Source organism: Flavobacterium weaverense, from assembly GCF_003688495.1.
Lineage (GTDB): Bacteria > Bacteroidota > Bacteroidia > Flavobacteriales > Flavobacteriaceae > Flavobacterium > Flavobacterium weaverense.
Genome location: NZ_REFH01000007.1, coordinates 561573 through 584843, shown reverse-complemented (window position 1 = coordinate 584843; position 23271 = coordinate 561573). Strand labels below are relative to the sequence as shown.

Genomic DNA, 23271 nt, shown 5'->3' with positions numbered 1-23271 from the left:
ACTACATAAAAGATAAAATTGTCCTTTATAGTAAAAAAAATTATTAACTAACAAAAACTGATAATTATGCTTTCAAAATCACAAGCAAGAGCATTTTTTTTGGGAGGAACACTAGTCACCTTTTTAATCTTTATAGGATTGACTATTTATTCGTTCATGCCCCGAAACGATCAAACCAACTATGGTAAGATTACAAAAGAAGTAGTGAGAGGAAAAGAAATTTGGGAACAAAACAATTGTATGGGTTGCCACAGCATTATGGGTGAAGGAGGCTATTATGCACCTGAACTTACAAAGGTATTAGAACGTCGCGGTGAAGGTTACGTCAAAGCAGTTCTAATGTCACCAGTTCCATGGAATCCTAAAGGCAGAAAAATGGTTGCATACAAAATGAGCGAAGCTGACGCCAATGCAATGGTCGCTTACTTCGAATGGATTGGCAAAATTGACTTAAATGGTTTTGATAGAATAGTATCGCCATTAGCGAAAGACGAAGAATAATCTAAAATATATAAATATGAAATTTAAATCACAAAAAGTAGCCTATTGGTTCTTTGCCTTGTGCATGCTTTTGTTCTCGCTACAAATTATTTATGGCTTTATTATGGGCTTTGACCGCATTGGATTGCAAGGCTTACACGAAATTATCCCCTTTAATACGGCAAGAGCTGTACATACTAATTTACTTGTTGTTTGGCTATTAACTGGATTCATGGGAGCCGCCTATTATATCATTCCTGAAGAAGCGCAACGCGAATTAATAAGTGTAAAATGGGCTTATGTGCAGCTAATATCTTTAGCTGTTGTAGGAGTTGTAGCAATCGTTGGCTTTCACTTTAATCACTGGGAAGGAAGAAAATTCCTTGAAATCCCTAGAGAATTAGATTATTTAGTAGTTATTAATGTGTTGCTTTTCCTAGGAATAATATTAGGAACTTTATTTAAAGGAAAACGCCAAACAACGACTGCACTGATACTTACTATGGGTCTTTTATTTGCAGCACTGCTGTATATTCCTGGAATGATTTGGTTTGATAGCCAAGTAATGGATTCATTCTTTCGCTGGTGGGTAGTTCACTTGTGGGTTGAAGGTGTTTGGGAATTAATTATGGGAGGTATCCTTTCGTTCTTACTTATAAAATTGACAGGAGTTGATCGAGAAGTGATTGAAAAATGGTTGTACGTAATTGTTGGACTTACTTTTCTTTCTGGAGTTCTAGGAACTGGTCACCACTACTACTACATTGGAGTGAATAAAATATGGTTAGTTGTAGGTGGAATTTTCTCAGCATTAGAACCTTTAGCTTTCTTAGCCATGGCATTATTTGCCGTGAACATGTATAGAAAGGGAGAAAAAAGTCATCCTAATAAAATTGCTTTATTCTGGACAATAGGTTCAGCTATCGTATCTTTTGTAGGTGCTGGTTTATTAGGTTTTGCTCATACTTTACCACAAACAAACTTGTATACTCACGGAACATTGGTGACAGCTATGCATGCACATTACGCTTTTTGGGGTGCTTATGCAATGATTGTGTTAGCAATTATTAGCTATGCGTTGCCTAATTTAACTGGACGTAAACGTTATGAAAGTTCACAGGGAATGGCAGCTTTCTGGTTGTCCAATATCGGAATTCTGGGAATGACTGTTGCATTTGGTGTTGCTGGTGTGGCACAAGTTTACATGGAGCGCAAAATGAAAATGGATTTTATGGATGTTCAAAATGAAATCAGTATTCACTTTGTTGTTCTTCTTATTTGCGCCACAATGTTCACTATTGGAATAGGATTATTTATTTATGATTTTGTCAAATACGGACTTCCTACAGATGAAGCTTTGCTCGCTGAAAATGACAGTAACGATTAGCTGCTAATAAATAGAAATTTCAAAAGAGACTCTTTGAACTGAAAGTTTAAAATAATATTTCCAGAATGCTATAACGACCGTTTTTAAGATTTGCATTTCCGAAAAAACAACTGTTACCGCATTCTGGTTTATTTTTAAAAGTAAAATAAAATGTTAGAAAACACACCGTACTATCATCCTGTTGGTAAAGAAATAGAGGTCTTTAATCATGCTTACCAAAACAAAATTCCTTTTTTATTAAAAGGCCCTACTGGAACAGGAAAATCACGCTTTGTGGAATACATGGCGCATCAATTAAATAAGAAAATTATAACCATTAGCTGTCACGAAGAGACTTCTTCTACTGATTTAATAGGTCGTTTTATTATTAAAGGTGCAGAAACTGTTTGGCTTGATGGTCCATTAACTAATGCCGTGAAAGAAGGAGCGATCATTTATCTTGATGAAGTTGCAGAAGCACGTCCAGATGTCATCGTAGCGATTCACTCTCTCACAGATCACAGACGAGAATTATTTATAGACAAATTAGGTGAAACCGTAAAAGCGCATAAAGATTTCATGTTAGTCGCTTCTTTTAATCCAGGTTACCAGCGCGGTTTTAAAGAACTTAAACCTTCTACTCGCCAGCGCTTTATTGCTGTAGCATTTGAATATCCTGAGTCTAAAGTAGAAATAGAAATTTTAGTTAATGAAACTCAAATAGATTTTGATACTGCTAAAAAGTTAGTAGCGATTGGTAACAAAATTAGAAATTTAACTGAGTTAGGTCTAACAGAAACTGTCTCAACACGACTTTTAATTGACGCCGCTAAAATTATTTGCTCTGGTCTTCCAAAGCGTTTATCTGTTCACGTTGCAATAGTGGAACCGCTATCAGATGACTTACAGACCGTACAGGCATTAAAGGACTTATGTGATTTGATGATATAAAAATAGTATTCAGTTAACAGTTTGTAGTGTTCAGTTGAACGCCGTGAAATAGAATTTTAAACTGAAAGCTGATCACTAAATACGGAATACTGAAAACTGACTACTGAACACTGAACACTGAACACTGAACACTGAACACTGAATACTAAAATTATGGGATTCGAAATAGATGAATATATAGTTGGAAAGTTCTTTAAACACTTAAAGAAAAGCAGAAAAATCAGTCCTGAAATTATTGCGAGAACAGTTACTCTTGATAACATCAAACCTAGATTGACTATTTTAGCTAGAGCTTTAACAGGGAATCCAATTGAAATCTTCCCTGCTGAACGTGAAGGCGGTTATAAAAATAATAATTTCTTCCTTCCAATTTCTTTCAGTGCTTTGCCTACTAAAGAGGAAAACTTTACATTTTACCTCTTCCGAGTTTTATATTTAAGCGTTCAACAGCGTTTAAATTTAAACTGGAATTACTTAGAAAAAGAGCAACCTTTACTCCTATCCCAACAAAAAGCATTTGAAACTTCTAATGATGTTTTGACTGTTTTATTTGAAGAATTTTCGATCGATAAAAATTTTCACACTCAATTAAAACACCATTATTTCCAACAAGCAATTGAAAAAATAGCAGCTGATTACTCCTGGATATATGGAAAATGGATGCAAAATGATAAAGAAGTAAAATCAGATTCTGTTTTAGAAAACTTCTCTGATTTAACTAAAAAAGCAAACGAACACAAACCGTTAACCACTTTGAATTCAAATGCCGTTGAGGAAGTAATCACAGTTGAATTAGATAAAAAACAACAAGAAGATTATGTATTACTTCACAATTTTGAAAAAGCTGAAACCGCAGAAGAATTCAATGGAACTTGGCGAGACTTTGATGGATCAGACGAACTAGAAGAACATCAAGAAGCGTTAGAAGAACTGAACATGAAATATACAGTGCGAGTTGATGACACGGCACATTCTGTTTACCAATCAGACTTCGTAGAGAATACTTCCATTTCTGAAAGTGCAGAAATTGATTCTAAAGGTTTTCATCTTACCTACAGCGAATGGGATTTTAGCAAACGCATTTACAAGGAAAACTTCTGTAAAGTATATCCAAAGTCACAGCAAAAAACAGATCGCGATTATTACAAAAAAACAATTGCAAAAAATGCTTCAACTTTATTAGGCTTGCGAAAAATGTTGACGAACGTTAATAATCGTATGCAGCAGCAAAAGCGACAATTACAAGGTGACGAATTTGATATTGATGCAATCACTGATTTATATGTCGATGTACACTCTAAACGCAATCCATCAGAAAACGTGTATATTTCGAATAGAAAAAAAGATAAAGATTTATCCATTTTAATTCTTTTAGACATAAGTCTTTCTAGTGATGGCTACGCAGCAGGAAATCGAGTAATTGATGTGGAAAAAGAAGTTTCAATTCTTTTTGGTGAAATCTTAAATGAATTTAATATTGATTTTTCAATCGACAGCTTTTATTCAAAAACGCGAAATTTCTCTACATATTTAACAATTAAAGATTTTGACGAAAACTGGAATACTGCAAAACATAAGATTGGAGCGATTGAACCTAGTGGCTATACCAGAATTGGTGCTGCTTTAAGACATGCGGGTGCGCGACTAGACACCAGAAATACTAAAAATAAATGGGTAATACTGATCTCTGATGGAAAGCCAAACGACTATGATAAATATGAAGGTGAATATGGAGTAAATGACGTAAAACAAGCACTTCGTGAACTGAATAAAAGGAATATTAATTCCTATGCCTTAGCGATTGAAGCACAAGCTAAATATTATTTACCTCAAATGTTCGGGCAAAATCATTATCAAATTTTAACGACTCCAGTAGAATTATTGCAATCGCTGGTTAAGTTATATGAAAAAATAAAACATCAAAAATAGATTTAAAAGAAAGATACTTTTAGAGTTAATTTATCATTCCAATATCTAGTTTTTAAATAGCACTAAAATCAATTATAAAATGAACACAGTTAAGATCAATTATAAAAATTTATATTTTCCACCCGGAGGCATATTAATGTGGATTATTATCTTTCTTGAACTCATAACTTTTGGAATGGCTCTAATAGCATTTGCAATCTACGGTAGTGAAGAACCGTCGCTGTTTCATCAATCTCGCTTGCAACTTAATAGTACTTTTGGTGCTGTTAACACAGTTTTTCTGCTAACAAGCGGTTTTTTTATGGCTAATGCTGTTCACGAATTCAAAGAGAAAAACTTAAAAAAGTCCTCACTATATTTTAAGTTAACAATGCTTGGAGGAGTACTTTTTTTAATATTAAAAAGTATTGAATATTATCATAAAATTGAATCTGGAATCACAATAGATAGCAATACTTTTTTTGCGTTTTATTGGCTATTGACCGGCTTCCATTTAATCCACGTTGTTATGGGATTAGTAATTTTAGTTTGGACAAACCACGGAATGATGAAAAATAACTCTGATACCGAAGTTGCAGATGTCGAAGCCTGTGCTGCGTTCTGGCACATGTGTGATTTAATTTGGCTTCTACTCTTTCCTGTTCTCTATTTAATCTTTTAGTTATGAAAAAGACACTTTTATTAAATTACGGATTATTAATTATATTAACCGTTACCACTGCGTTTTTATCCAATTATACAAGTATTACTAATGTTGCTGTTAACCTGATATTAGTAGCATCAGCTTTTAAATTTATTATAGTAGCCTTCCAATTTATGGAATTAAAAAAGGCAAATGCGTTCTGGAAAGTGAGCGTAATTTTTGTTTTATTTCTAATTATTACGCCCATTCTCTTACTTATAAACAATTCCTAAAAAAAAGTTAAAAACATGATAAATGTCATAATAAAGGACCGAACTATCCCCTACTTTTACACTATAAATTAAGATAAACTCAAACCTAATTATTATGAATAAGCAATTCAATTTAATCCAGAAAAGTAAGCTAATTGCAATCATGCTTTTTCTCGCAATCGGACTATTCTCTTGCAAAAAGAATGAAGATAAAGATGCGAAATATTATGAAAGCATTAAAGTGGAAGATCAGAAAACGGCAGAACTTACTGCGCCACCTTTCGTTCCAAAACCAGTTGGTGATCGTCCTGCGATGAGACTTGTGGTTAATATGGAAATTAAAGAACAAGAAGGCGAAATGGTAGATGGTGTAAAATATACCTATTGGACATTTGGTGGTTCAGTTCCTGGAAGTTTTATTAGAACACGTGTTGGTGACGAAGTGGAATTTCACTTAAAAAATCATCCAGATAATAAAATGCCTCACAATATTGACTTACATGCAGTGACAGGACCAGGTGGAGGAGCTACTTCATCACTTGTTGCACCAGGACATGAGAAAGTTTTTAGTTTTAAAACATTGAACCCAGGTTTATATGTGTACCACTGTGCTACAGCTCCTGTGGGAATGCACATTGCAAACGGAATGTACGGTTTGATATTAGTTGAACCAGAAGGAGGTTTACCTCCAGTTGATAAAGAATACTACATCATGCAAGGAGATTTCTATACTAAGGGAGCTTATGGCGAACAAGGAAATCAACCATTTGATATGAATAAAGCAATTAAAGAACAACCAGACTATGTTGTATTTAATGGAAAAGTAGGAGCTTTAACGGGAGACAAGTCGTTGACTGCTAAAAAAGGAGAAACAGTACGTATTTTTATGGGTAATGGTGGACCAAACTTAGTTTCATCTTTTCACGCAATTGGAGAAATATTTGACAGAGTGCATGTTGAAGGTGGTGATTTAATTAATAAAAATGTTCAAACAACTTTAATACCAGCTGGTGGTGCTGCAATTGTAGAATTTAAAGTTGAGGTTCCTGGTACATTCATTTTAGTTGACCACTCTATATTTAGAGCATTCAACAAAGGAGCTTTAGGAATGTTAAAAGTTGAAGGAGATGAAAATAAGAAAGTATACTCTGGAACAATCCAAGAAGGAATCTATTTACCTGAAGGAGGAACAATTCAAACAATGCCAAAAGAAAATGGTGCAGCAAAAGCTGTTGTAGTAAAAACAGTTGCTGAACAAATTAGTTCTGGTAAAGGATTATACGACAGAACATGTTCTGCTTGTCACCAATTAGAAGGACAAGGTATACCAAACGCTTTCCCTCCATTAGCAAAATCAGATTATTTAAATGCTAATCCAGACCGAGCAGTGAATGCCGTATTACACGGATTGAGTGGGGAAATTAGTGTAAATGGTAAAAAATTCAATAATGTAATGACTAGTCAAAACCTTACTGATGATCAAGTAGCTGATGTTTTAACTTATGTATATAATAGTTGGGGTAATAATAAAACAGTTGTAACTCCAGCCAAAGTAAAAGAGTTAAGAGCAAAACCAGCTCCAAAAACTAAAGACATTCACGAATAAAGAATGCATATAACAACAATAATATTTAAATTATGAAAAAGTATATTTTTACAATCGCCATGCTAGCTATCGCTTTCCAAGGGTTTAGTCAAAATGCAGAAAAAGGCAAAAAAGTGTATAATCAAGTTTGTGTTGCTTGTCATCAAGCCACAGGATTAGGAATACCTGGAGCATTTCCTCCTTTAGCGAAGTCAGATTACTTAAACAAAGATGTCAATAGAGCGATTAAAGGTGTTGTTAAAGGTCTTACAGGTCCAATAGTGGTAAACGGTAAAAAGTACAATAGTGCCATGCCTGCTCAAGCACTCAATGACCAACAAATAGCTGACGTTATGACTTATGTTTATGCAAGTTGGGGTAATAATAAAACAGTCGTGACTCCAGCAATGGCAAAAGCACAAAGAAAATAATTAACACAATAAAAAAGAATAGCCATGTTTAAAAGGAAAATAGTTTTGTCATTATTTCTATTACTAATAGCAACATCGCTATGGGCTCAAGGAGCTAAAATGGTTACTATAGAAAGGGGAACTTTTGTTCCCCTTTATGGTGCCACTAATAAAACCCCAGTAGAAGTGAAATCTTTCTACATCGATGTTTATCCAGTTACAAACGCTGAATTTCAAGCATTTTTAAAAAAATATCCTGAAAATACCCGTTCAAAAATGAAAGGAATTTTTGCTGATAAAAGTTACTTATCACATTGGGAAAGTGATTTTAATTACGGTAAAGGAAATTTAAGTAATGCTCCAGTAACAAACATATCCTGGTTTGCTGCTAAAAAATACTGCGAATGTCAAGGAGGAAGATTACCCACTATGGACGAATGGGAATATGTAGCAATGGCTGATGAGAAAAGAATCGATGCACGCACAAAAGAAAGTTTCAACAAATATATTATGTCTTGGTATGAGAAACCAAATACCTATGCTAATCCTGTAGGCGAAACATTCAAAAATTATTGGGGTGTTTATGATATGCATGGATTAGTTTGGGAATGGACTTCTGATTTCAACAGTATCTTTCTTTCTGGAGAATCGAGAAAAGATAAAGATTCTGATAAGAATTTATTTTGTGGAAGTGCTTCTGTAAATGCAACTGATTTAATGAATTATGCCGCATTTATGCGCTACGCTTTTAGAGGAAGTTTAAAAGCTCGATATACTACAAAAAATCTCGGCTTTAGATGTGCTAAAGATAAAATTACGGTTAGTAAAACAAACTTAAAATCAAAAAAATGAAATTAAATACTACAAATACTCCTTCTTTATTTCGAAAAAAAGAAAGTTTAAAGAGTATATTCAGATTTAATACAATTATTTTTTTAGTTGTGACTTCACTACTTCTATCGCTTCAGTCGTGTAATAAAAAAGCTGAAAGCCCTAAAGAGGAAGAAAAGCCTATTTCTGAACTATCAATTTATAATCTTCCTTCTAAGTGGACTACACAAGATGGTAAAGATATTGAGATGAAAGATATGAAAGGCAAGGTTCTAGTGATGGTAATGATCTACACTTCTTGTAAAGCTGCTTGTCCAAGACTGGTTGCAGACATGAGAAATATTGAAAGTCGCATCCCTAAAAAAATAAAAGATAATGTGAAGTTTGTATTAGTAAGTATTGACCCAGAGGTTGATACTCCTAAAAGATTAAAATCATTTGCAATCGAAAATAAAATGGAATCTGATCAATGGGTTTTCTTACGTTCAACCGAAGAAAACACTAGAGAATTTGCTGCTGTTCTTGCAGTAAACTATAAAAAGATAGATCCAGTAGATTTCTCTCACTCTAATATTATTAGCGTCTTTAATGCTGAAGGAGAACTTGCTTATCAGCAAGAAGGCTTAGGCTTAAACTCTGACGAAACGATAAGTAAAATTACTGAAGAAGCTGGAAAGCTAAAATAAATCCTAATGAAATTATCAAACAAAATATGTTTATCACTTTTAGTAATGATAAGCGCAGCTAGTTACGCTCAAGAATTAGATGTTAATTTACAATTACGACCGCGCTTTGAATATAGAAATGGTTACAAAAACCTACTTTCTAATGGCGATGATGCAACATCGTTTGTTTCACAACGCTCTCGCTTGAATTTAAATTTCCACCAAGAAAAGTTAAAAACAAAATTGACTTTGCAGAATGTACGAACATGGGGAGATGTCGCAACAACATCGCCAACAGATAAAAACGGAATTTCAGTTTTTGAAGCTTGGGCACAATATGATCTAAGTCCTGAATGGACAACTCGTATTGGGAGACAAGTGATTGCATATGATAACCAGCGGATATTTGGAGAAATTGGTTGGTCTCAGCAAGGTCAAAGCCATGACGCAGCATTAGTAACATTTCATCCTAAAAATCACCAGTTAGATTTAGGATTTGCTTTAAATTCTAACGCAGAAAATTTAGTAGCACCAAAAACTCCATACACTACCAATTACAAATCGATGCAATATGCATGGTACCATACTCAATTCAGTAAAATTAATCTTAGTTTACTGCTTCTGAATACAGGATACGAATTCGAAAAAACAGTTGGAGATTTAGAAATAGATTACAAACAAACTTTTGGAACATATCTTTCTTTCAAAGAAAATAAATGGGATTCAAATTTAGGAATATACGGTCAGTCTGGAGAAACTGCAGATAAAAAAGTAAATGCGCTTTATGCCGGTGCATTCTTCGGTTATTCTGTTTCGAAACAATTCAAAATAGGAGTAGGTCACGAATACTTATCTGGAAAAGATCAAGATGATAGTAGCACTGCTATTAAATCATTTAGTCCAATTTTCGGAACTAACCATGCTTTCAATGGATTTATGGATTATTTCTATGTAGGAAATCATCAAAATAGTGTTGGATTAAATGATACTTATTTGAAATTAAACTACACTTCTAATAAGTGGCAATTTGGACTTATTCCACATATTTTTAGTGCACCAAATACTGTTTTAGATGTAAATAATAATAAAATGGAATCCTATTTAGGAACAGAAATCGATCTAACTGCAACTTATACTATTCGAAAAGATATTGTTGCGATGGCAGGCTATTCACAAATGTTTGGCTCATCAAGTTTAGAGCGAGTTAAAAATGTAAGTAATCCAGCAGATACAAATAATTGGGCTTGGATAATGGTTTCTTTCAGCCCTCGTATTTTTACTTTAAAATAAAATGTATTAATTCAGATAAAGCGGTAAACAAATAATTTTGTTTACCACTTTTTTTTTGATTTACTTTTTAAAAAATAGATAGTAGTTGTATAAATTAAATTCGTACTATGATAGATAATAAAAAAAAATTAGTTTAAAAATCTAGTTTTTAGTTTTAATTTCATTTTGAGAAACAGACATATTTACTTCCTTTACTAATTTTCCTTTTTCGAAAAATTGCCAGATTCCTGACTTTTTCCCGTTTACAAAATTACCCGTAGATGCAATTTCACCGCTCCCATCTCTAAAAATTGCCAAGCCACTATATACATCATTTTTAAAATTAGACTCTTCTAATAGCGTTCCTTTTTCAGTATATTTTTTATAGAAACCATTTTTTAAATTATTTTGATAGTTTGCCTCCTTAGCAATTTTGCCGCTACTGTAGAAAACAGTTCTCACGCCGTCCAACTTTCCCTTTATATAATTTTCATTTGTCATTAATATTTTTGATGCTAAATGATAATATTTCCATTCTCCTTCAAATAATTTATTCCTGACAAGACCTTCGCTTACTTTATTATTTTTTTGATCAAAGAAAATTGTGTAAGCTGAGTTGTCTTTAGGATTAAATTCCCTAGTAGCAATTAATGATCCTTTTTTAGTGTCATCGTAAAAACTAAAAACTCCACTCTCCTTTCCATGAACAAAATTTCCCTCATAACGCAGACGTTTAGAATCAGCATAAGTTCCTTTCCATAATCCATTCTTCTTTCCTTTATCATCAACTTTATTTACCTCCACTTGCGCTAAAAGCCCACAGCTAAATAAAAGTATTGCTACCATTAAAAAGTATCTTTTATTTATTTTCATTTTGACTATTTTAAATTCATATTACTTAAACAAATTTAATCTCTTTTTATTACATACTCATACAAAGGATGTCATTTAGCAAAACCGATAAATAATTTACCCTTGTAATTTAAAATTTTTGTATCAAAAATATAATTTAAGTTTTGTTTGAACTTTATATTAAAATTGTAAACTTATATAATGTAGACGAACCAATATATATAATAATTTAAAAGCCAAATCTCTTATTTTCAGATGTTAAACAAAAATAAATTAATTCATAAAATATTCATTTTGTTTAAACTTATTCAGAATTTGATAAACATAATTAAAATTATTTATTAGATTTGCTTAAACAATTAAAACAAACATCATGAAAAAACTATCAAAATTAAAGGTAATTGCATTAGCACTTTTTGCTATAGCGTTCGTATCTTGCGACAACAGTGACGATCCCACACCTATGCCAGTGGACAAAACCATCACTGGTTTAGCGGTAAAAAATCCGAATTTAAAAATTTTAGTACAAGCACTAACTCGTGCTGAGTTAGCTGCAACACTTCAAGGTTCAGGTCCATTCACAGTTTTTGCACCAACAGATGCTGCTTTTACAGCATTCTTAAAAACAACACCTTATGCAACCATTAATGATGTACCAAAAGATGTGTTGACTCAAATATTATTAAACCACGTTGTATCAGCTACAGCAAAATCAGGAGATTTAAAAACTGGTTATATCAAAACTTTAGCAAAAGGAAGTGCTTCAACTTCTAATACATTAAGTATGTATGTTGACATTACAACAGGTGTTAAATTAAACGGTGTATCAAATGTAACTACTGCTGACGTTATTGCTTCTAATGGAGTGATTCACGTAGTTGATGCAGTAATCGGACTTCCGACGATAGTTACTCATGCATTAGCAAATAAAAACTTTACTTCACTTGTAGGTGCTTTAACAGGAGCAGGACAACCTGACTTTGTAGGTACACTTTCTGGAACAGGACCGTTCACTGTATTTGCTCCAACTAACACAGCTTTCACAGCTTTAAACACAGAATTAGCGCCAGGAGGAACCGCTGGAGTTTCTGCAGCTAACTTAACAAAAGTACTACAATACCACGTGGTGAGCCCAGCTAACGTATTAGCAGCGACACTAACAGAAGGACAAATGGTAACTCCAATCCTTACACCAGCTCAAAAATTTACTATCCAATTAACAGGTGGTGCAAAGATTAAAGACGCTAGTAACAGAATATCGAACATTATCATAACTGATGTTCAATGTGCAAACGGAGTAATCCACGCTATCGACAAAGTATTATTACCAGCGCTATAATTTACTGAAGAATTTTAATTTTGTAAATAAAATTAAGTTAGACACAAAAAAATGGACCTAAAACATAAAGTTTAAGGTCCATTTTTTTTATATCTAAAGTATTACTATCTATCTACAATTTATATACAGTAACACACCCATCAACTATTTATCAAAAAATATGGTTTTAGATTAAATAAAAAATCTACTATTGAACTAACGATATTAGCAACCGAAGAGTTTATATCAGCATTGAAAAAGTAATATTTGTAAGTTATTAAATCTACTACATTACTATCGTTCACTATTTTTAACTTAAAAATACACTAAAGTCCTCACTCTTCTATTGTAATCCTATCAGTCCCTTGTGATTTAATAATTCAAGACCGTAAACAAAAAAAAGGCAATTAAATAAATCTAGATTTATTTAATTGCCTTTTACTTATTTTAAGAAAGATTATTTCTTCTTTTTATCTAATGCTTTTTGAGCTTCAGCTTGTTCCATCACTTCTTGAAGTTTTTTCTGGAACTTACCTTGTTTTTTAGGCTCTTTCAATTTGTTCTCTTGAATTTGACTGTGAATCTTATCGCTATCAATAAAGTATCTTTTAATCACAATCATTATTCCAATAGTAATAAGATTTGAAATAAAGTTATATAAACTCAATCCAGCACCGTAACTATTGAAGAAAATCAACATCATTAAAGGGGAAACATAAATCATGATTTTCATCATCTTAGCCATATCTGGCATTCCTTCTTGTTGTGGCGCAGCCATTTGTTGATCTCCAGAAGTCATTTTCATGTAAAAGAAAATCGCTATCGCAGCTAATATTGGAAACAAACTAATATGGCTTCCGTACATTGGAATATGGAAAGGCAATTTTATAACCTCATCAAAAGAAGACAAATCATCTGCCCAAAGGAAACTTTTTTGTCTTAATTCAAATGCCGAAGGGAAAAACTGGAACGACGCATACATGAAAGGAAGCTGAATCAGTGCTGGAATACAACCCGCCATTGGATTTACACCTGCTTTGTTGTACAACTTCATTGTTTCCTGCTGTTTCTTCATTGGATCTTTCTTAAATTTATCACCCAATTCAGCAATCTCAGGACGAAGTACTTTCATCTTAGCTTGCGATAAGAAAGACTTAAAAGTAATAGGTGACATTGCTATTTTTATAAGAATAGTAAAAACAATAATCGCTATCCCATAAGAAATATAATCACTTAAAAATCCAAATAAAGGAATAAATATAAACTTGTTAATCCATCCAAAAACTCCCCAACCTAACGAGATAATTTTTTCTAGATTCTTATCGTAATGCTTTAAAGTTGCATAATCTGTTGGACCAAAGTACCAACTCATTTTATGGTCTAATTCTCCGCTGGTAAATGCAAGTGGAATATTAGCTTTATATTGTTTAGTATAAATTGTGTCAATTTTATCATCTTGAACTAAATTAACTGATGTTACTTTAGCAGATTCTAATGGTGTTTTTGATAAAAGTATACTTGAGAAAAAATGCTGTTTGAAAGCTATAAAAGTTGGTTTCTCTAAATTCTCTTCTTCTGATTGACCTAAACCAGCATAATCAATTTTTCCATCCTTATGTTCAAAATAGATCTCATTATAGCGGTTTTCATAAGCAATACTTTTTTCATTTCTGTACGCTTTTAAATCCCATTCTAAATCTAAAGGTTTTGAAGTATTCAAAACTTTATTTAATCCTTGAGAACGAATATCAAAATCCACCATATATTCGTTAGGCTTCAAGATGTATTTATACTCCAAGAATTCGTTAGCTCCCGCCTTCAATTTCATCGAAAGTACTTGATCTGCTCCAACTTTCTGCAAAGTAGGTTCGAAGAATAAATCTTTAGAATTTAAAGTACGATTATCGCTTGTAAGTAAATGTACATTTAAATGAGCATTATTGTTTTTGATCAATTCAACTAATTCGCCCGAACCTTTCTTGAATTTTTCGAATTTCTTCAAAACAGCTTCAACAATAAATCCTCCTTTATTTGAAATTGTTAATTTAACAACTTCATTCTCTATAACTGTTAAACCATCTTTAGCCGATGGAAGTGTCGCTGAATACGCAAAGTTACCTAAGTTCTTTTGCAATTGAGCTAATTGTATTGAATCACCAGTAGTTGCTACAGCTACAGTTGCTGTTGCAATTGTTTTTGCTTCTAATTCTTTAGCTTTAGCTTCTTTAGTCACTAATTCCTTCTTTGCTTTATCAGCCGCAACTACTTTTGGGTCTGGCTGATTTTGGTACATGATGAAGATCAAAATAACAAAAATCAATACAAAACCAATAATCGAATTACGATCAAATCTTTTTTCTTCCATCTTACTTTAAAAAGTTATAAATTTTAAGGTTACTGAAAACAAATTGCTAACAGTTATTTCTTTTTTGCCTTAACGGCTGCCGCCACGAAACTTACAAAAATAGGATGCGGATTCGCTACCGTACTTTTGTATTCTGGATGGTATTGTACACCAATAAAAAACGGATGATCTTCAATTTCTATAATCTCAACCAATCCAGTATCAGGATTTACACCCGAAGCAATTAAACCAGCATTTTGTAATTGCGCGACATAATTACTATTGTATTCATAACGGTGACGGTGACGCTCTGAAATAGTATCTTTTCCGTATATTTTATGAGCCAATGAATCCTCTTTAATGTCACATTTCCAAGCTCCAAGACGCATTGTTCCACCTTTATCAGTTACTGTCTTTTGCTCTTCCATCAAGTTAACAACAGGATGAGAAGTATGTTCATTCATTTCAGTTGAATTAGCATCGGCTAATCCTAAAACAGTTCTTGAATATTCAATAATGGCCATTTGCATACCTAAACAAATTCCGAAAAATGGAATTTTATTTTCACGAGCAAAACGAACGGCGTCTATCTTACCTTCAATTCCTCTTTCACCAAAACCTGGAGCAACAAGTATTCCATCTAAATTAGCAAATTTTTCGCTGATATTACTAGCGTCAATATGCTCAGAATGTATTGAAATCACATTAACTTTAGTTTCGTTAGCTGCACCTGCATGAATGAAAGCTTCTAAGATAGACTTGTAGCAATCTTGCATTTCAACATATTTACCTATCAATCCAATATTTACTGTGTGTTTTGGATTTTTTAATCGCTTTAAAAAGATATTCCAATTTTTTAAATCTGGAGCTGCTTTTTTAGGCAAATCTAATTTCTTCAACGCAACGATATCAAGACCTTCTTCCAACATTAAATTTGGCACTTCATAAATAGTAGAAGCATCTATCGATTGTATAACTGCTTCTCTTTTTACGTTACAAAACAAAGCTAATTTGTTTCTTAACTCTTCTGAAATTTCATGTTCGGTTCTACAAACTAAGATATCAGCTTTAATTCCGCTTTCCATCAACGTTTTTACAGAATGCTGCGTCGGTTTTGTTTTTAACTCACCTGCAGCAGCTAAGTAAGGAACTAATGTTAAATGAATTACAATAGCATTATGCTCACCTAAATCCCAAACTAATTGTCTAACAGACTCGATGTAAGGCAAAGATTCAATATCTCCAACCGTTCCACCAATTTCAGTTATAACAATATCAAAGTCACCTGAATTACCAAGCAACTGCATTCTATCCTTAATTTCATTGGTAATATGAGGTACGACTTGTACTGTTTTTCCAAGAAATTCTCCTCTTCTTTCTTTTTCAATTACCGAAAGATATATTCTACCAGTAGTAACATTATTCGCTTGAGAAGTAGGAACATTTAAAAAACGCTCATAATGTCCTAAATCTAAATCTGTTTCAGCACCATCATCAGTAACATAACATTCCCCATGTTCATAAGGATTTAATGTTCCTGGATCTACATTAATATAAGGGTCAAACTTTTGAATAGTTGTACGGTATCCTCTTGCTTGTAACAATTTTGCTAAAGATGCTGCAATGATTCCTTTCCCTAAGGAAGAAGTCACACCGCCTGTAACAAAAATATATTTCGTTTGATTCATTCTGTTGTTGTTTGTGTTGTAGTTGTGTAAAAAACTTGGCAAAAGTACGAATTAAATTAGAGAAAAAGCCAATTAGATAATGAGAAAATGAACAGATAATTTTATTAAAAAGTTTGCGCTTTAGAACATAAAAAAAAAGCTACTTAAAGCAGCTTTATTTGTTATATCGTAGTTAAACACCTTGCTAATAAAATATTTAATTAAGCTTAGGATACTTCTTTTTTATATTTCTAATTAACTCCTCTAAGCCATTAAGTTTCAATTCGTAAATTAACTTTAGTTGTTCTCCTAACTCGCCTTTAGGAAATCCCTTATTGGAATACCACACAATGTAATATTCAGGGATATCGATAAGAAACCAGCCCTCGTATTTGCCGAAAGGCATTTTAGTATGAGCGAGCTTAATGAGTTGTTTTTGGTTTTGATCCATTTGATAAAAAGAAAAAAGAAGCAAGAATAAAGATTCACTTTACACTTACTTCTTTCTTTAATAGCTAAATATTATTTCCAGTTAAAGGTAATTCGTTTTTCAACATCTGGATGAAGACTTAAAAACACGGGACAAGTCATTCCAGCTCTCTCAAGAATTGTTTTACTTTTTTGATCGTTAGTTCCTTGAATTTCAAAAACTATTTCAATGGTACCAATTCGTCTTGGCTCAGCATTCATAACTTTTACCACTTCAGCAGTAGTGCCTTTTAAATCAATTCCTAAATCTCTAGCTTTGATTCCCATAATAGTCATCATGCAAGTCGCTAAACCATTAGCAACAGTATCTGTAGGAGAAAACGCTTCTCCTTTTCCATTATTATCTACTGGTGCATCCGAAAGAATTTCGGTTCCGGATTGTATGTGAATCGATGATGTTCTTAAATCTCCTAAATAGGTTACTTTTGATGTCATTATTTTGCTTCTTTAATAGTTAAATCAGTGTCGTAATACAAAATATAGATTCCTTTATTTGCGTATCCGCCACTTTCTTGTTTATAAAATTCAAATTTATTATCAACTTGTTCCGTTGCTGAGTTTTCAACAGTATCTTGGTATTTCTCGCCTTGAGACATACGCATCATGGTATCAAAAGTAAGGTCAAAACCTCTTGTTGCAAAAACAGTAGGATCAATTCTATTTTTCTTTTTGAACTCTTTTTCGAAAATTAAAGCTTCAGGAGATTCATTTTCGCGATTTACTGATGGATACATCAAATTCAACTTAGCTAAGTTGGCAATACTAACCTCATCAGTATCCAATGTTTCATTAGGCTCTAAAATAACTAATTGGACTTTATAAGTAGAGATTGAGCCTAACATTGCTGCTACTGTCGCTTTAATCATTCCCGTATTTGCTGTTTCCATTACTACGTAGTTTATTTTATCTTTCACAAATAAACTTTTCAAATTTTCACCTGAAACTCCACCGTTACCATTAAGTACAGAAAACTGAACATCCTTTTGATTTTCCTTAATATATTTTATTATCGAACCTTTCTTTTTGTCTACGACCGCAATCATATTTCCACCTTTCGAACGCATAAATTTAAACATTGCATTTTTAACCGCGTCAGGCGACGGAACTGATTGAAAAACATTTGCAAAGGAAACGCCTTGATCTTTAGACAAAGGAGATATTACAGCTACATCATTCGAAAGCAATAACTCAGCGGTTTTATCAACATTACTTTGATAGAACGGACCTATTACTACATTTGTATTTTGTAAATCATTATTACTTACAAGAGAAGTAATTGCAGATGAATTTTTAGTTTCTTGCGAGTCAAATATTGAAATATCAATATTAAGACCTAATGTTTTTGCTGAGTCGATTGCTATTAAAGCGCCTGCATAAAAATCTAAAGTCATATTAAGAAACTTATCCTTTTTTAAGCGTTTTGAAGTTGAATTAATTGAATCACTTTCAATTTTAGCAATATTAAATGGTAAGAGTAGCACTAATTTTTTTCTTTCCTTACTTTTAACCTTTGATAACTCTGTGTATTCTTTTTTGGTTTCTTGAGCAGTTATAATCTCAGCAGAAGTTCCAGGAACTTTCAAAACCATACCTTCTCTAACTCCTTCAGACAAAGCGGGATTCAATTTTAATAATTCCTCTTGAGTAATAATAAACATTTTAGACAAACCGTATAATGTCTCTTTTGGTTTAACAGTATATTCTTTGTAACTTTTTGCATCTGCTATTTTTACAGCTGGAGTAGCTGTTATGATTTCTTTTTTAATTTCCGCTTTTACTGGAATTACGTCCGTTTTTACAGCATTCCCCTTAATTAATAATTTAAAACCTTCTGGCAAACTAGTAACTACTTCAGGATTTTTACGTTCTAATTCCTGCAATGATATTCCATATTGTTTCGCAATAGAATATTTAGTTTCTTTTGGAAGAACATAGTGATAAACTGCTTTTTCTGTTGATTCAGCAGCTACCTTTTGGGTTTTATTTGTTGGGATAGTCAGTGTCTGACCTATTTGCAAGCCGTCTTTTTCAAGAAATGGATTTACTTTTTTCAATGCTTCTTCTGTTACACCATATTTCTTTTGAATACCGTATAAAGTCTCTTTTGGCAAAACCTGATGCGTTATCACATCGCCATTTGCCTTAGTTGGAACCGTTAAAGCTTGTTTTATCGATACTATAGGAATTAACAAAACACTCTTTGGTTTTAAACCCGTTTGCGCGTCTGGATTTAACTGATATATATCGTACGGTGTGACATTATATTTTTGAGCAATCTGAATGATTGTTTCTCCTTTTTCAACTTTGTGTGTAATGGTTCTAACTTGCGCAAAAGCACTGTAAGTAAAAAACAAAGCAGTCATGCAAATCGTAAAAAAATATTTCATCCTAGTTTATTTATAAATTATTCAACTCTTTAATAAAACAACGGTATCAAATTTTATTCCAAAAATCTGATACCGTTTATATACTGAACGTTATTTTTAATGCTGCTCAAAAGAAGATGGAAGTTTAAATTATTCCCATTCAATTGTTGCAGGCGGTTTTGAACTAATGTCGTACACTACTCTATTAACTCCTCTAACTTTATTGATAATATCATTAGATATCTTCATTAAGAAATCATAAGGTAAGTGAACCCAATCAGCCGTCATACCATCTGTTGATTCTACGGCGCGAAGTGCTACGACTTTTTCATAAGTACGCTCGTCACCCATTACTCCAACACTATTTACAGGAAGAAGGATTGCTCCAGCTTGCCACACTTTATCATACAATCCCCAAGATTTTAATCCATCAATAAATACAGCATCTACATCTTGCAAAATTTGTACTTTTTCTGGCGTAATATCTCCTAAAATTCTAATTGATAATCCAGGACCTGGAAAAGGATGTCTTCCTAATAATTCTGGGTCAATTCCTAATGAAGCTCCTACTCTACGCACCTCATCTTTAAAAAGCATACGTAAAGGCTCAACAATTTTCAATTTCATGTAGTCTGGTAAGCCTCCCACATTATGATGTGATTTAATAGTAGCCGACGGTCCTTTTACAGAAACCGACTCTATTACATCAGGATATATGGTTCCTTGTGCTAACCATTTTACATTTTCAATTAGGTGTGATTCATCGTCAAAAACTTCGATAAAAACACGTCCTATAATTTTACGTTTTGTCTCTGGATCACTAACTCCTGCCAACTCAGACAAGAAACGATCACCAGCATCTACTCCTTTTACGTTTAAACCCATTCCTTTGTACTGGTCTAAAACGCTTTGATATTCATTTTTACGAAGTAAACCGTTATTTACAAAAATACAATATAGGTTTTTACCAATAGCTTGATGTAATAAAACTGCCGCTACAGTAGAATCTACTCCTCCTGAAAGTCCTAAAACTACTTTATCATCTTGCAATTTCTCTTTTAATTCTGATACCATTTCGCTAACGAAAGCTTTTGGTGTGAAATTTTGAGGAACTTCTGCTATTTTAACTAGAAAGTTTTCTAACATTTTGGATCCATCTGTCGAATGAAAAACTTCAGGATGATATTGAATTGCATACGTTGTCTCACCTTCAATTTTGTAAGCAGCAAATTCCACATCATGCGTGCTTGCTAATTTTACTCCATTTGTTGGCAATGCTTTGACACTGTCACTATGACTCATCCATACTTGGCTATTCTCTGAAACACCTTCGAAAAAAACTTCATTCTCTTTAATAAAAGACAAATTAGCTCTACCATATTCTCTTGTGTTTGAAGCCGCAACTTCACCACCACTAAAGTGAGCTAAGTATTGTGCTCCGTAACATACGGCAAGTAAAGGAAGTTTTCCTCTTATTTGAGATAAATCAGGATGAGGCGCATCTTCTGCTCTAACAGAAAAAGGACTTCCTCCTAAAATTACCGCTTTGTAAGAAGATAAATCAGTTGGGAAATTATTGTATGGGAAAATTTCGCAGAATATATTTAATTCGCGAACTCTACGCGCAATAAGCTGTGTATATTGCGATCCGAAATCTAAAATAAGTACGTTGTGTTGCATGCGCAAAAATACTTTTAATATTTTGAATTGTAAAATTGAATTTTGAAAATATTCAAAATATTTTTATTCTCTATTTTCTCTCTTCAATTTAAATAGCAACTACTACAATTTTTTAAAACTAAAGGAGTTATTAATACGTATCTTATTATACATTTTGATACTCAAAATAAATCTAAAATCACTCCAATTAAAATGAAGAAACTAACTTTCTCGTTAATTACATTTTTGTCTGTTCTACTTATTTCTTGTAATGTAGTTGACGACCTACTAACTTTTACAATAAACAATCAGACTTCGTTTAAAATTTCTACCGGTTTCCCGCTCAACCTTGCTTCTGAAATAATCACTCCTGACGTAACAACAAATTCCAGCTCTGAATTTGAAAACAACAATACTAAAGCAAATTTAGTCAAAGATGTAAAGCTGAAAGAATTGAAATTAACGATAACTGAACCTGCTAATAAAAACTTCAGTTTTTTAAAATCAGTACGTTTATATATTTCCACTGATTCAAATGACGAAATTGAGTTAGCCTATTTAGATGATGTAAATTCGACATCAAACACTATAAATCTAACTTGTACATCAGAGAAATTAGATAAATACATAAAAGCGCCGAGTTATAAAATTCGAACTAAATTAGTCATTAAAGAAACTGTCACTAAAGATATTGTAGTTACTTCGGATATGAAATTTAGAGTTACCGCTGATCCTTTCTAAAAAACTAGACTAAAAACCAGCAGAATCTTAATCCTTTAAACTAAAAAAAACAACCTTCCGAAATATTTCAGAAGGCTGTTTTTCTTTATTCAAATAAAACGAAATTTATTCTTTTACTAAAATGATTGTAGCTTTAAAACCAGTGCCAAGATTCCACTGACTTGCTGATATTAAACTTCCTTTATCATCATAAACCTTAAACTCAGCAGTATTAGGTCCAGAACTTCCTTGATTTAAAGCTTCAAAATCAATTTTGTTGAATCCTTTTTCCAAAACAATTTCAAAACCTTTGAATTCACTGTCTAAATTAACTTGTTGCTGAATAACTTTATCGTTTAAGTATACTCTAATTTGGTCACCATCAACGTAAGCAGCATCACGATACATTACTTTGGCTGTGGTAGATCCAGTAGCAAAATTACCTAAATTTTGATTTTTTCGATACACAATTCCTTGTGAATTATCTTCTTTCTTATTCCATTTATCCTTATAAACATCACCGGGATTAATAAATTCATTTTTAGGTGTCATTGAAAAATTATCTGCCGGAGCAATCGAACCTAAAGGAGAAGGCTTCGGACTAAATAGATCGGGACTTTTAAAAACGTTGGGAGTATTTATAGGAGGTATATCAACCTTTGGCAGCGTTTCTTTTTTTACCTTTGGCGCGTTATTTTTAGGCGGAATTGCTTTAAATTTCGAATTAAATTCGCTTTGAGCATATCCACTTAAACTCATTGTAACCGTAAAAATTAAGAATAAAATCCTTTTCATATCTTTTTTAATTAGTGTATCAGTTTTAGAATAATTTTAAAAATAAAAAACCATTTGCAATTAATATAAAATCAATTAGCAATTTAACTTTCATTTATAACTTCAAATACGCATTAATATTTCAATTGTACATTTTAAGAAACTTAAAAAATCTTGTAGAAATCCGATTTATATGTTTAATGAGAATTATTTATTTCCAATAAAACTCTAAATTGCAAATAATATACCGAAAAAATTAAAAGGTCTATTATTTTGAAAATCTAACTAAAAAGATAAATAAAATGAGCAGAAAAAATATACTAACAGGATCACCATGGGAAGATAAAATGGGATATTGTCGCGCTGTAAGAATAGGAAATTGTATTGAAGTGTCAGGAACTGTGGCAATAGTCGACGGAACAATCGTGAAAGCTAATGATGCGCATGCACAAACATTAAACATACTAGAACGAGTAGAAAAAGTTCTAGAAGAACTAGACGCATGCATGAAAGATGTCATTCGCACTCGGATATTTACAACTGATGTTTCCTTATTTGAAGATATAGCAACTGCTCATGCAAAATATTTTAAGGATGTAAAACCAACTACAGGTTTTTACGGAATCAACCAACTTGTCGCTCCTGAATATCTTGTAGAAATAGAATTTACGGCTATTATTACTGAGAAATAATAGTTTAAGA

Annotated in this window: 21 protein-coding genes and 1 pseudogene; 14 read left to right on the top strand and 8 right to left on the bottom strand. The window is 32.6% G+C overall.

Going from position 1 to position 23271, the window contains the following annotated elements; translation table 11 throughout:
* The first annotated feature begins 66 nt into the window (after positions 1 to 66).
* From BC961_RS02595 to BC961_RS02545, 11 genes and pseudogenes are all read left to right on the top strand, one after another.
* Positions 67 to 501, top strand: a complete 435-nt coding sequence (locus BC961_RS02595) for a c-type cytochrome (RefSeq protein WP_121924287.1) — start codon at positions 67 to 69, stop codon at positions 499 to 501.
* A 16-nt stretch (positions 502 to 517) separates the two neighbouring features.
* Positions 518 to 1867, top strand: coding sequence for a cbb3-type cytochrome c oxidase subunit I (locus BC961_RS02590; protein WP_121924286.1), 1350 nt, complete (start codon positions 518 to 520; stop codon positions 1865 to 1867).
* Between the two features lie 150 nt (positions 1868 to 2017).
* Positions 2018 to 2797: a CbbQ/NirQ/NorQ/GpvN family protein gene (locus BC961_RS02585; RefSeq protein WP_121924285.1), complete on the top strand. Its 780-nt coding sequence runs from the start codon at positions 2018 to 2020 to the stop codon at positions 2795 to 2797.
* A 153-nt stretch (positions 2798 to 2950) separates the two neighbouring features.
* The gene (locus BC961_RS02580; RefSeq protein WP_121924284.1) at positions 2951 to 4726 is read left to right on the top strand and encodes a nitric oxide reductase activation protein NorD; all 1776 of its coding nucleotides are present in this window, start codon (positions 2951 to 2953) and stop codon (positions 4724 to 4726) included.
* Between the two features lie 79 nt (positions 4727 to 4805).
* Entirely contained in the window at positions 4806 to 5387 is a 582-nt protein-coding gene (locus BC961_RS02575; protein ID WP_121924283.1) for a cytochrome c oxidase subunit 3, read from the top strand.
* 2 nt (positions 5388 to 5389) lie between these two features.
* Positions 5390 to 5641, top strand: coding sequence for a cytochrome C oxidase subunit IV family protein (locus tag BC961_RS02570; protein WP_121924282.1), 252 nt, complete (start codon positions 5390 to 5392; stop codon positions 5639 to 5641).
* A gap of 142 nt (positions 5642 to 5783) precedes the next feature.
* A complete protein-coding gene (gene nirK, locus BC961_RS02565) occupies positions 5784 to 7226 on the top strand; it encodes a copper-containing nitrite reductase (RefSeq protein ID WP_394345433.1) in 1443 nt (480 codons plus the stop codon).
* 86 nt (positions 7227 to 7312) lie between these two features.
* Positions 7313 to 7636: pseudogene (locus tag BC961_RS02560) on the top strand (c-type cytochrome); the annotation flags it as partial.
* A gap of 24 nt (positions 7637 to 7660) precedes the next feature.
* Entirely contained in the window at positions 7661 to 8467 is an 807-nt protein-coding gene (locus tag BC961_RS02555) for a formylglycine-generating enzyme family protein (protein ID WP_121924279.1), read from the top strand.
* On the top strand, positions 8464 to 9132 hold the full coding sequence (locus BC961_RS02550; protein ID WP_121924278.1) for an SCO family protein: 669 nt from the start codon (positions 8464 to 8466) through the stop codon (positions 9130 to 9132). Before BC961_RS02555 ends, BC961_RS02550 begins: the two co-directional genes overlap by 4 nt.
* Before the next feature lie 6 nt (positions 9133 to 9138).
* Entirely contained in the window at positions 9139 to 10401 is a 1263-nt protein-coding gene (locus tag BC961_RS02545) for an alginate export family protein (protein WP_121924277.1), read from the top strand.
* A gap of 141 nt (positions 10402 to 10542) precedes the next feature.
* Here the strand turns inward: BC961_RS02545 and BC961_RS02540 are convergent, their stop codons facing one another.
* Positions 10543 to 11253 (bottom strand): toxin-antitoxin system YwqK family antitoxin, encoded by a 711-nt coding sequence (locus BC961_RS02540; protein WP_121924276.1) that lies wholly within the window; start codon positions 11251 to 11253, stop codon positions 10543 to 10545.
* A gap of 352 nt (positions 11254 to 11605) precedes the next feature.
* On the opposite strand from BC961_RS02540, the gene BC961_RS02535 reads away from it, so the two are divergent.
* The gene (locus tag BC961_RS02535; RefSeq protein WP_121924275.1) at positions 11606 to 12571 is read left to right on the top strand and encodes a fasciclin domain-containing protein; all 966 of its coding nucleotides are present in this window, start codon (positions 11606 to 11608) and stop codon (positions 12569 to 12571) included.
* 436 nt (positions 12572 to 13007) lie between these two features.
* Here the strand turns inward: BC961_RS02535 and yidC are convergent, their stop codons facing one another.
* The 6 genes from yidC to guaA all read right to left on the bottom strand — a co-directional run bounded on the left by yidC (position 13008) and on the right by guaA (position 21096).
* Positions 13008 to 14915, bottom strand: a complete 1908-nt coding sequence (yidC, locus tag BC961_RS02530; RefSeq protein ID WP_121924274.1) for a membrane protein insertase YidC — start codon at positions 14913 to 14915, stop codon at positions 13008 to 13010.
* Between the two features lie 53 nt (positions 14916 to 14968).
* Positions 14969 to 16582, bottom strand: coding sequence for a CTP synthase (locus BC961_RS02525; protein ID WP_121924273.1), 1614 nt, complete (start codon positions 16580 to 16582; stop codon positions 14969 to 14971).
* A 196-nt stretch (positions 16583 to 16778) separates the two neighbouring features.
* A complete protein-coding gene (locus BC961_RS02520) occupies positions 16779 to 17012 on the bottom strand; it encodes a DUF3820 family protein (RefSeq protein ID WP_121924272.1) in 234 nt (77 codons plus the stop codon).
* A gap of 71 nt (positions 17013 to 17083) precedes the next feature.
* Entirely contained in the window at positions 17084 to 17485 is a 402-nt protein-coding gene (locus tag BC961_RS02515) for an OsmC family protein (RefSeq protein WP_121924271.1), read from the bottom strand.
* Positions 17485 to 19437 (bottom strand): PBP1 and LysM peptidoglycan-binding domain-containing protein, encoded by a 1953-nt coding sequence (locus tag BC961_RS02510; RefSeq protein ID WP_121924270.1) that lies wholly within the window; start codon positions 19435 to 19437, stop codon positions 17485 to 17487. The genes BC961_RS02515 and BC961_RS02510 overlap by 1 nt, the downstream gene beginning before the upstream one ends.
* Positions 19438 to 19566: 129 nt before the next feature.
* Complete coding sequence (guaA, locus tag BC961_RS02505) at positions 19567 to 21096, bottom strand: glutamine-hydrolyzing GMP synthase (protein ID WP_121924269.1); 1530 nt, start codon at positions 21094 to 21096, stop codon at positions 19567 to 19569.
* 192 nt (positions 21097 to 21288) lie between these two features.
* On the opposite strand from guaA, the gene BC961_RS02500 reads away from it, so the two are divergent.
* Positions 21289 to 21816, top strand: coding sequence for a hypothetical protein (locus BC961_RS02500; protein ID WP_121924268.1), 528 nt, complete (start codon positions 21289 to 21291; stop codon positions 21814 to 21816).
* 105 nt (positions 21817 to 21921) lie between these two features.
* On the opposite strand, the gene BC961_RS02495 is transcribed toward BC961_RS02500, so the two are convergent.
* A complete protein-coding gene (locus BC961_RS02495) occupies positions 21922 to 22590 on the bottom strand; it encodes a hypothetical protein (RefSeq protein WP_121924267.1) in 669 nt (222 codons plus the stop codon).
* Between the two features lie 281 nt (positions 22591 to 22871).
* On the opposite strand from BC961_RS02495, the gene BC961_RS02490 reads away from it, so the two are divergent.
* Positions 22872 to 23261, top strand: coding sequence for a RidA family protein (locus BC961_RS02490; RefSeq protein WP_121924266.1), 390 nt, complete (start codon positions 22872 to 22874; stop codon positions 23259 to 23261).
* The last annotated feature ends 10 nt before the right edge of the window (positions 23262 to 23271 follow it).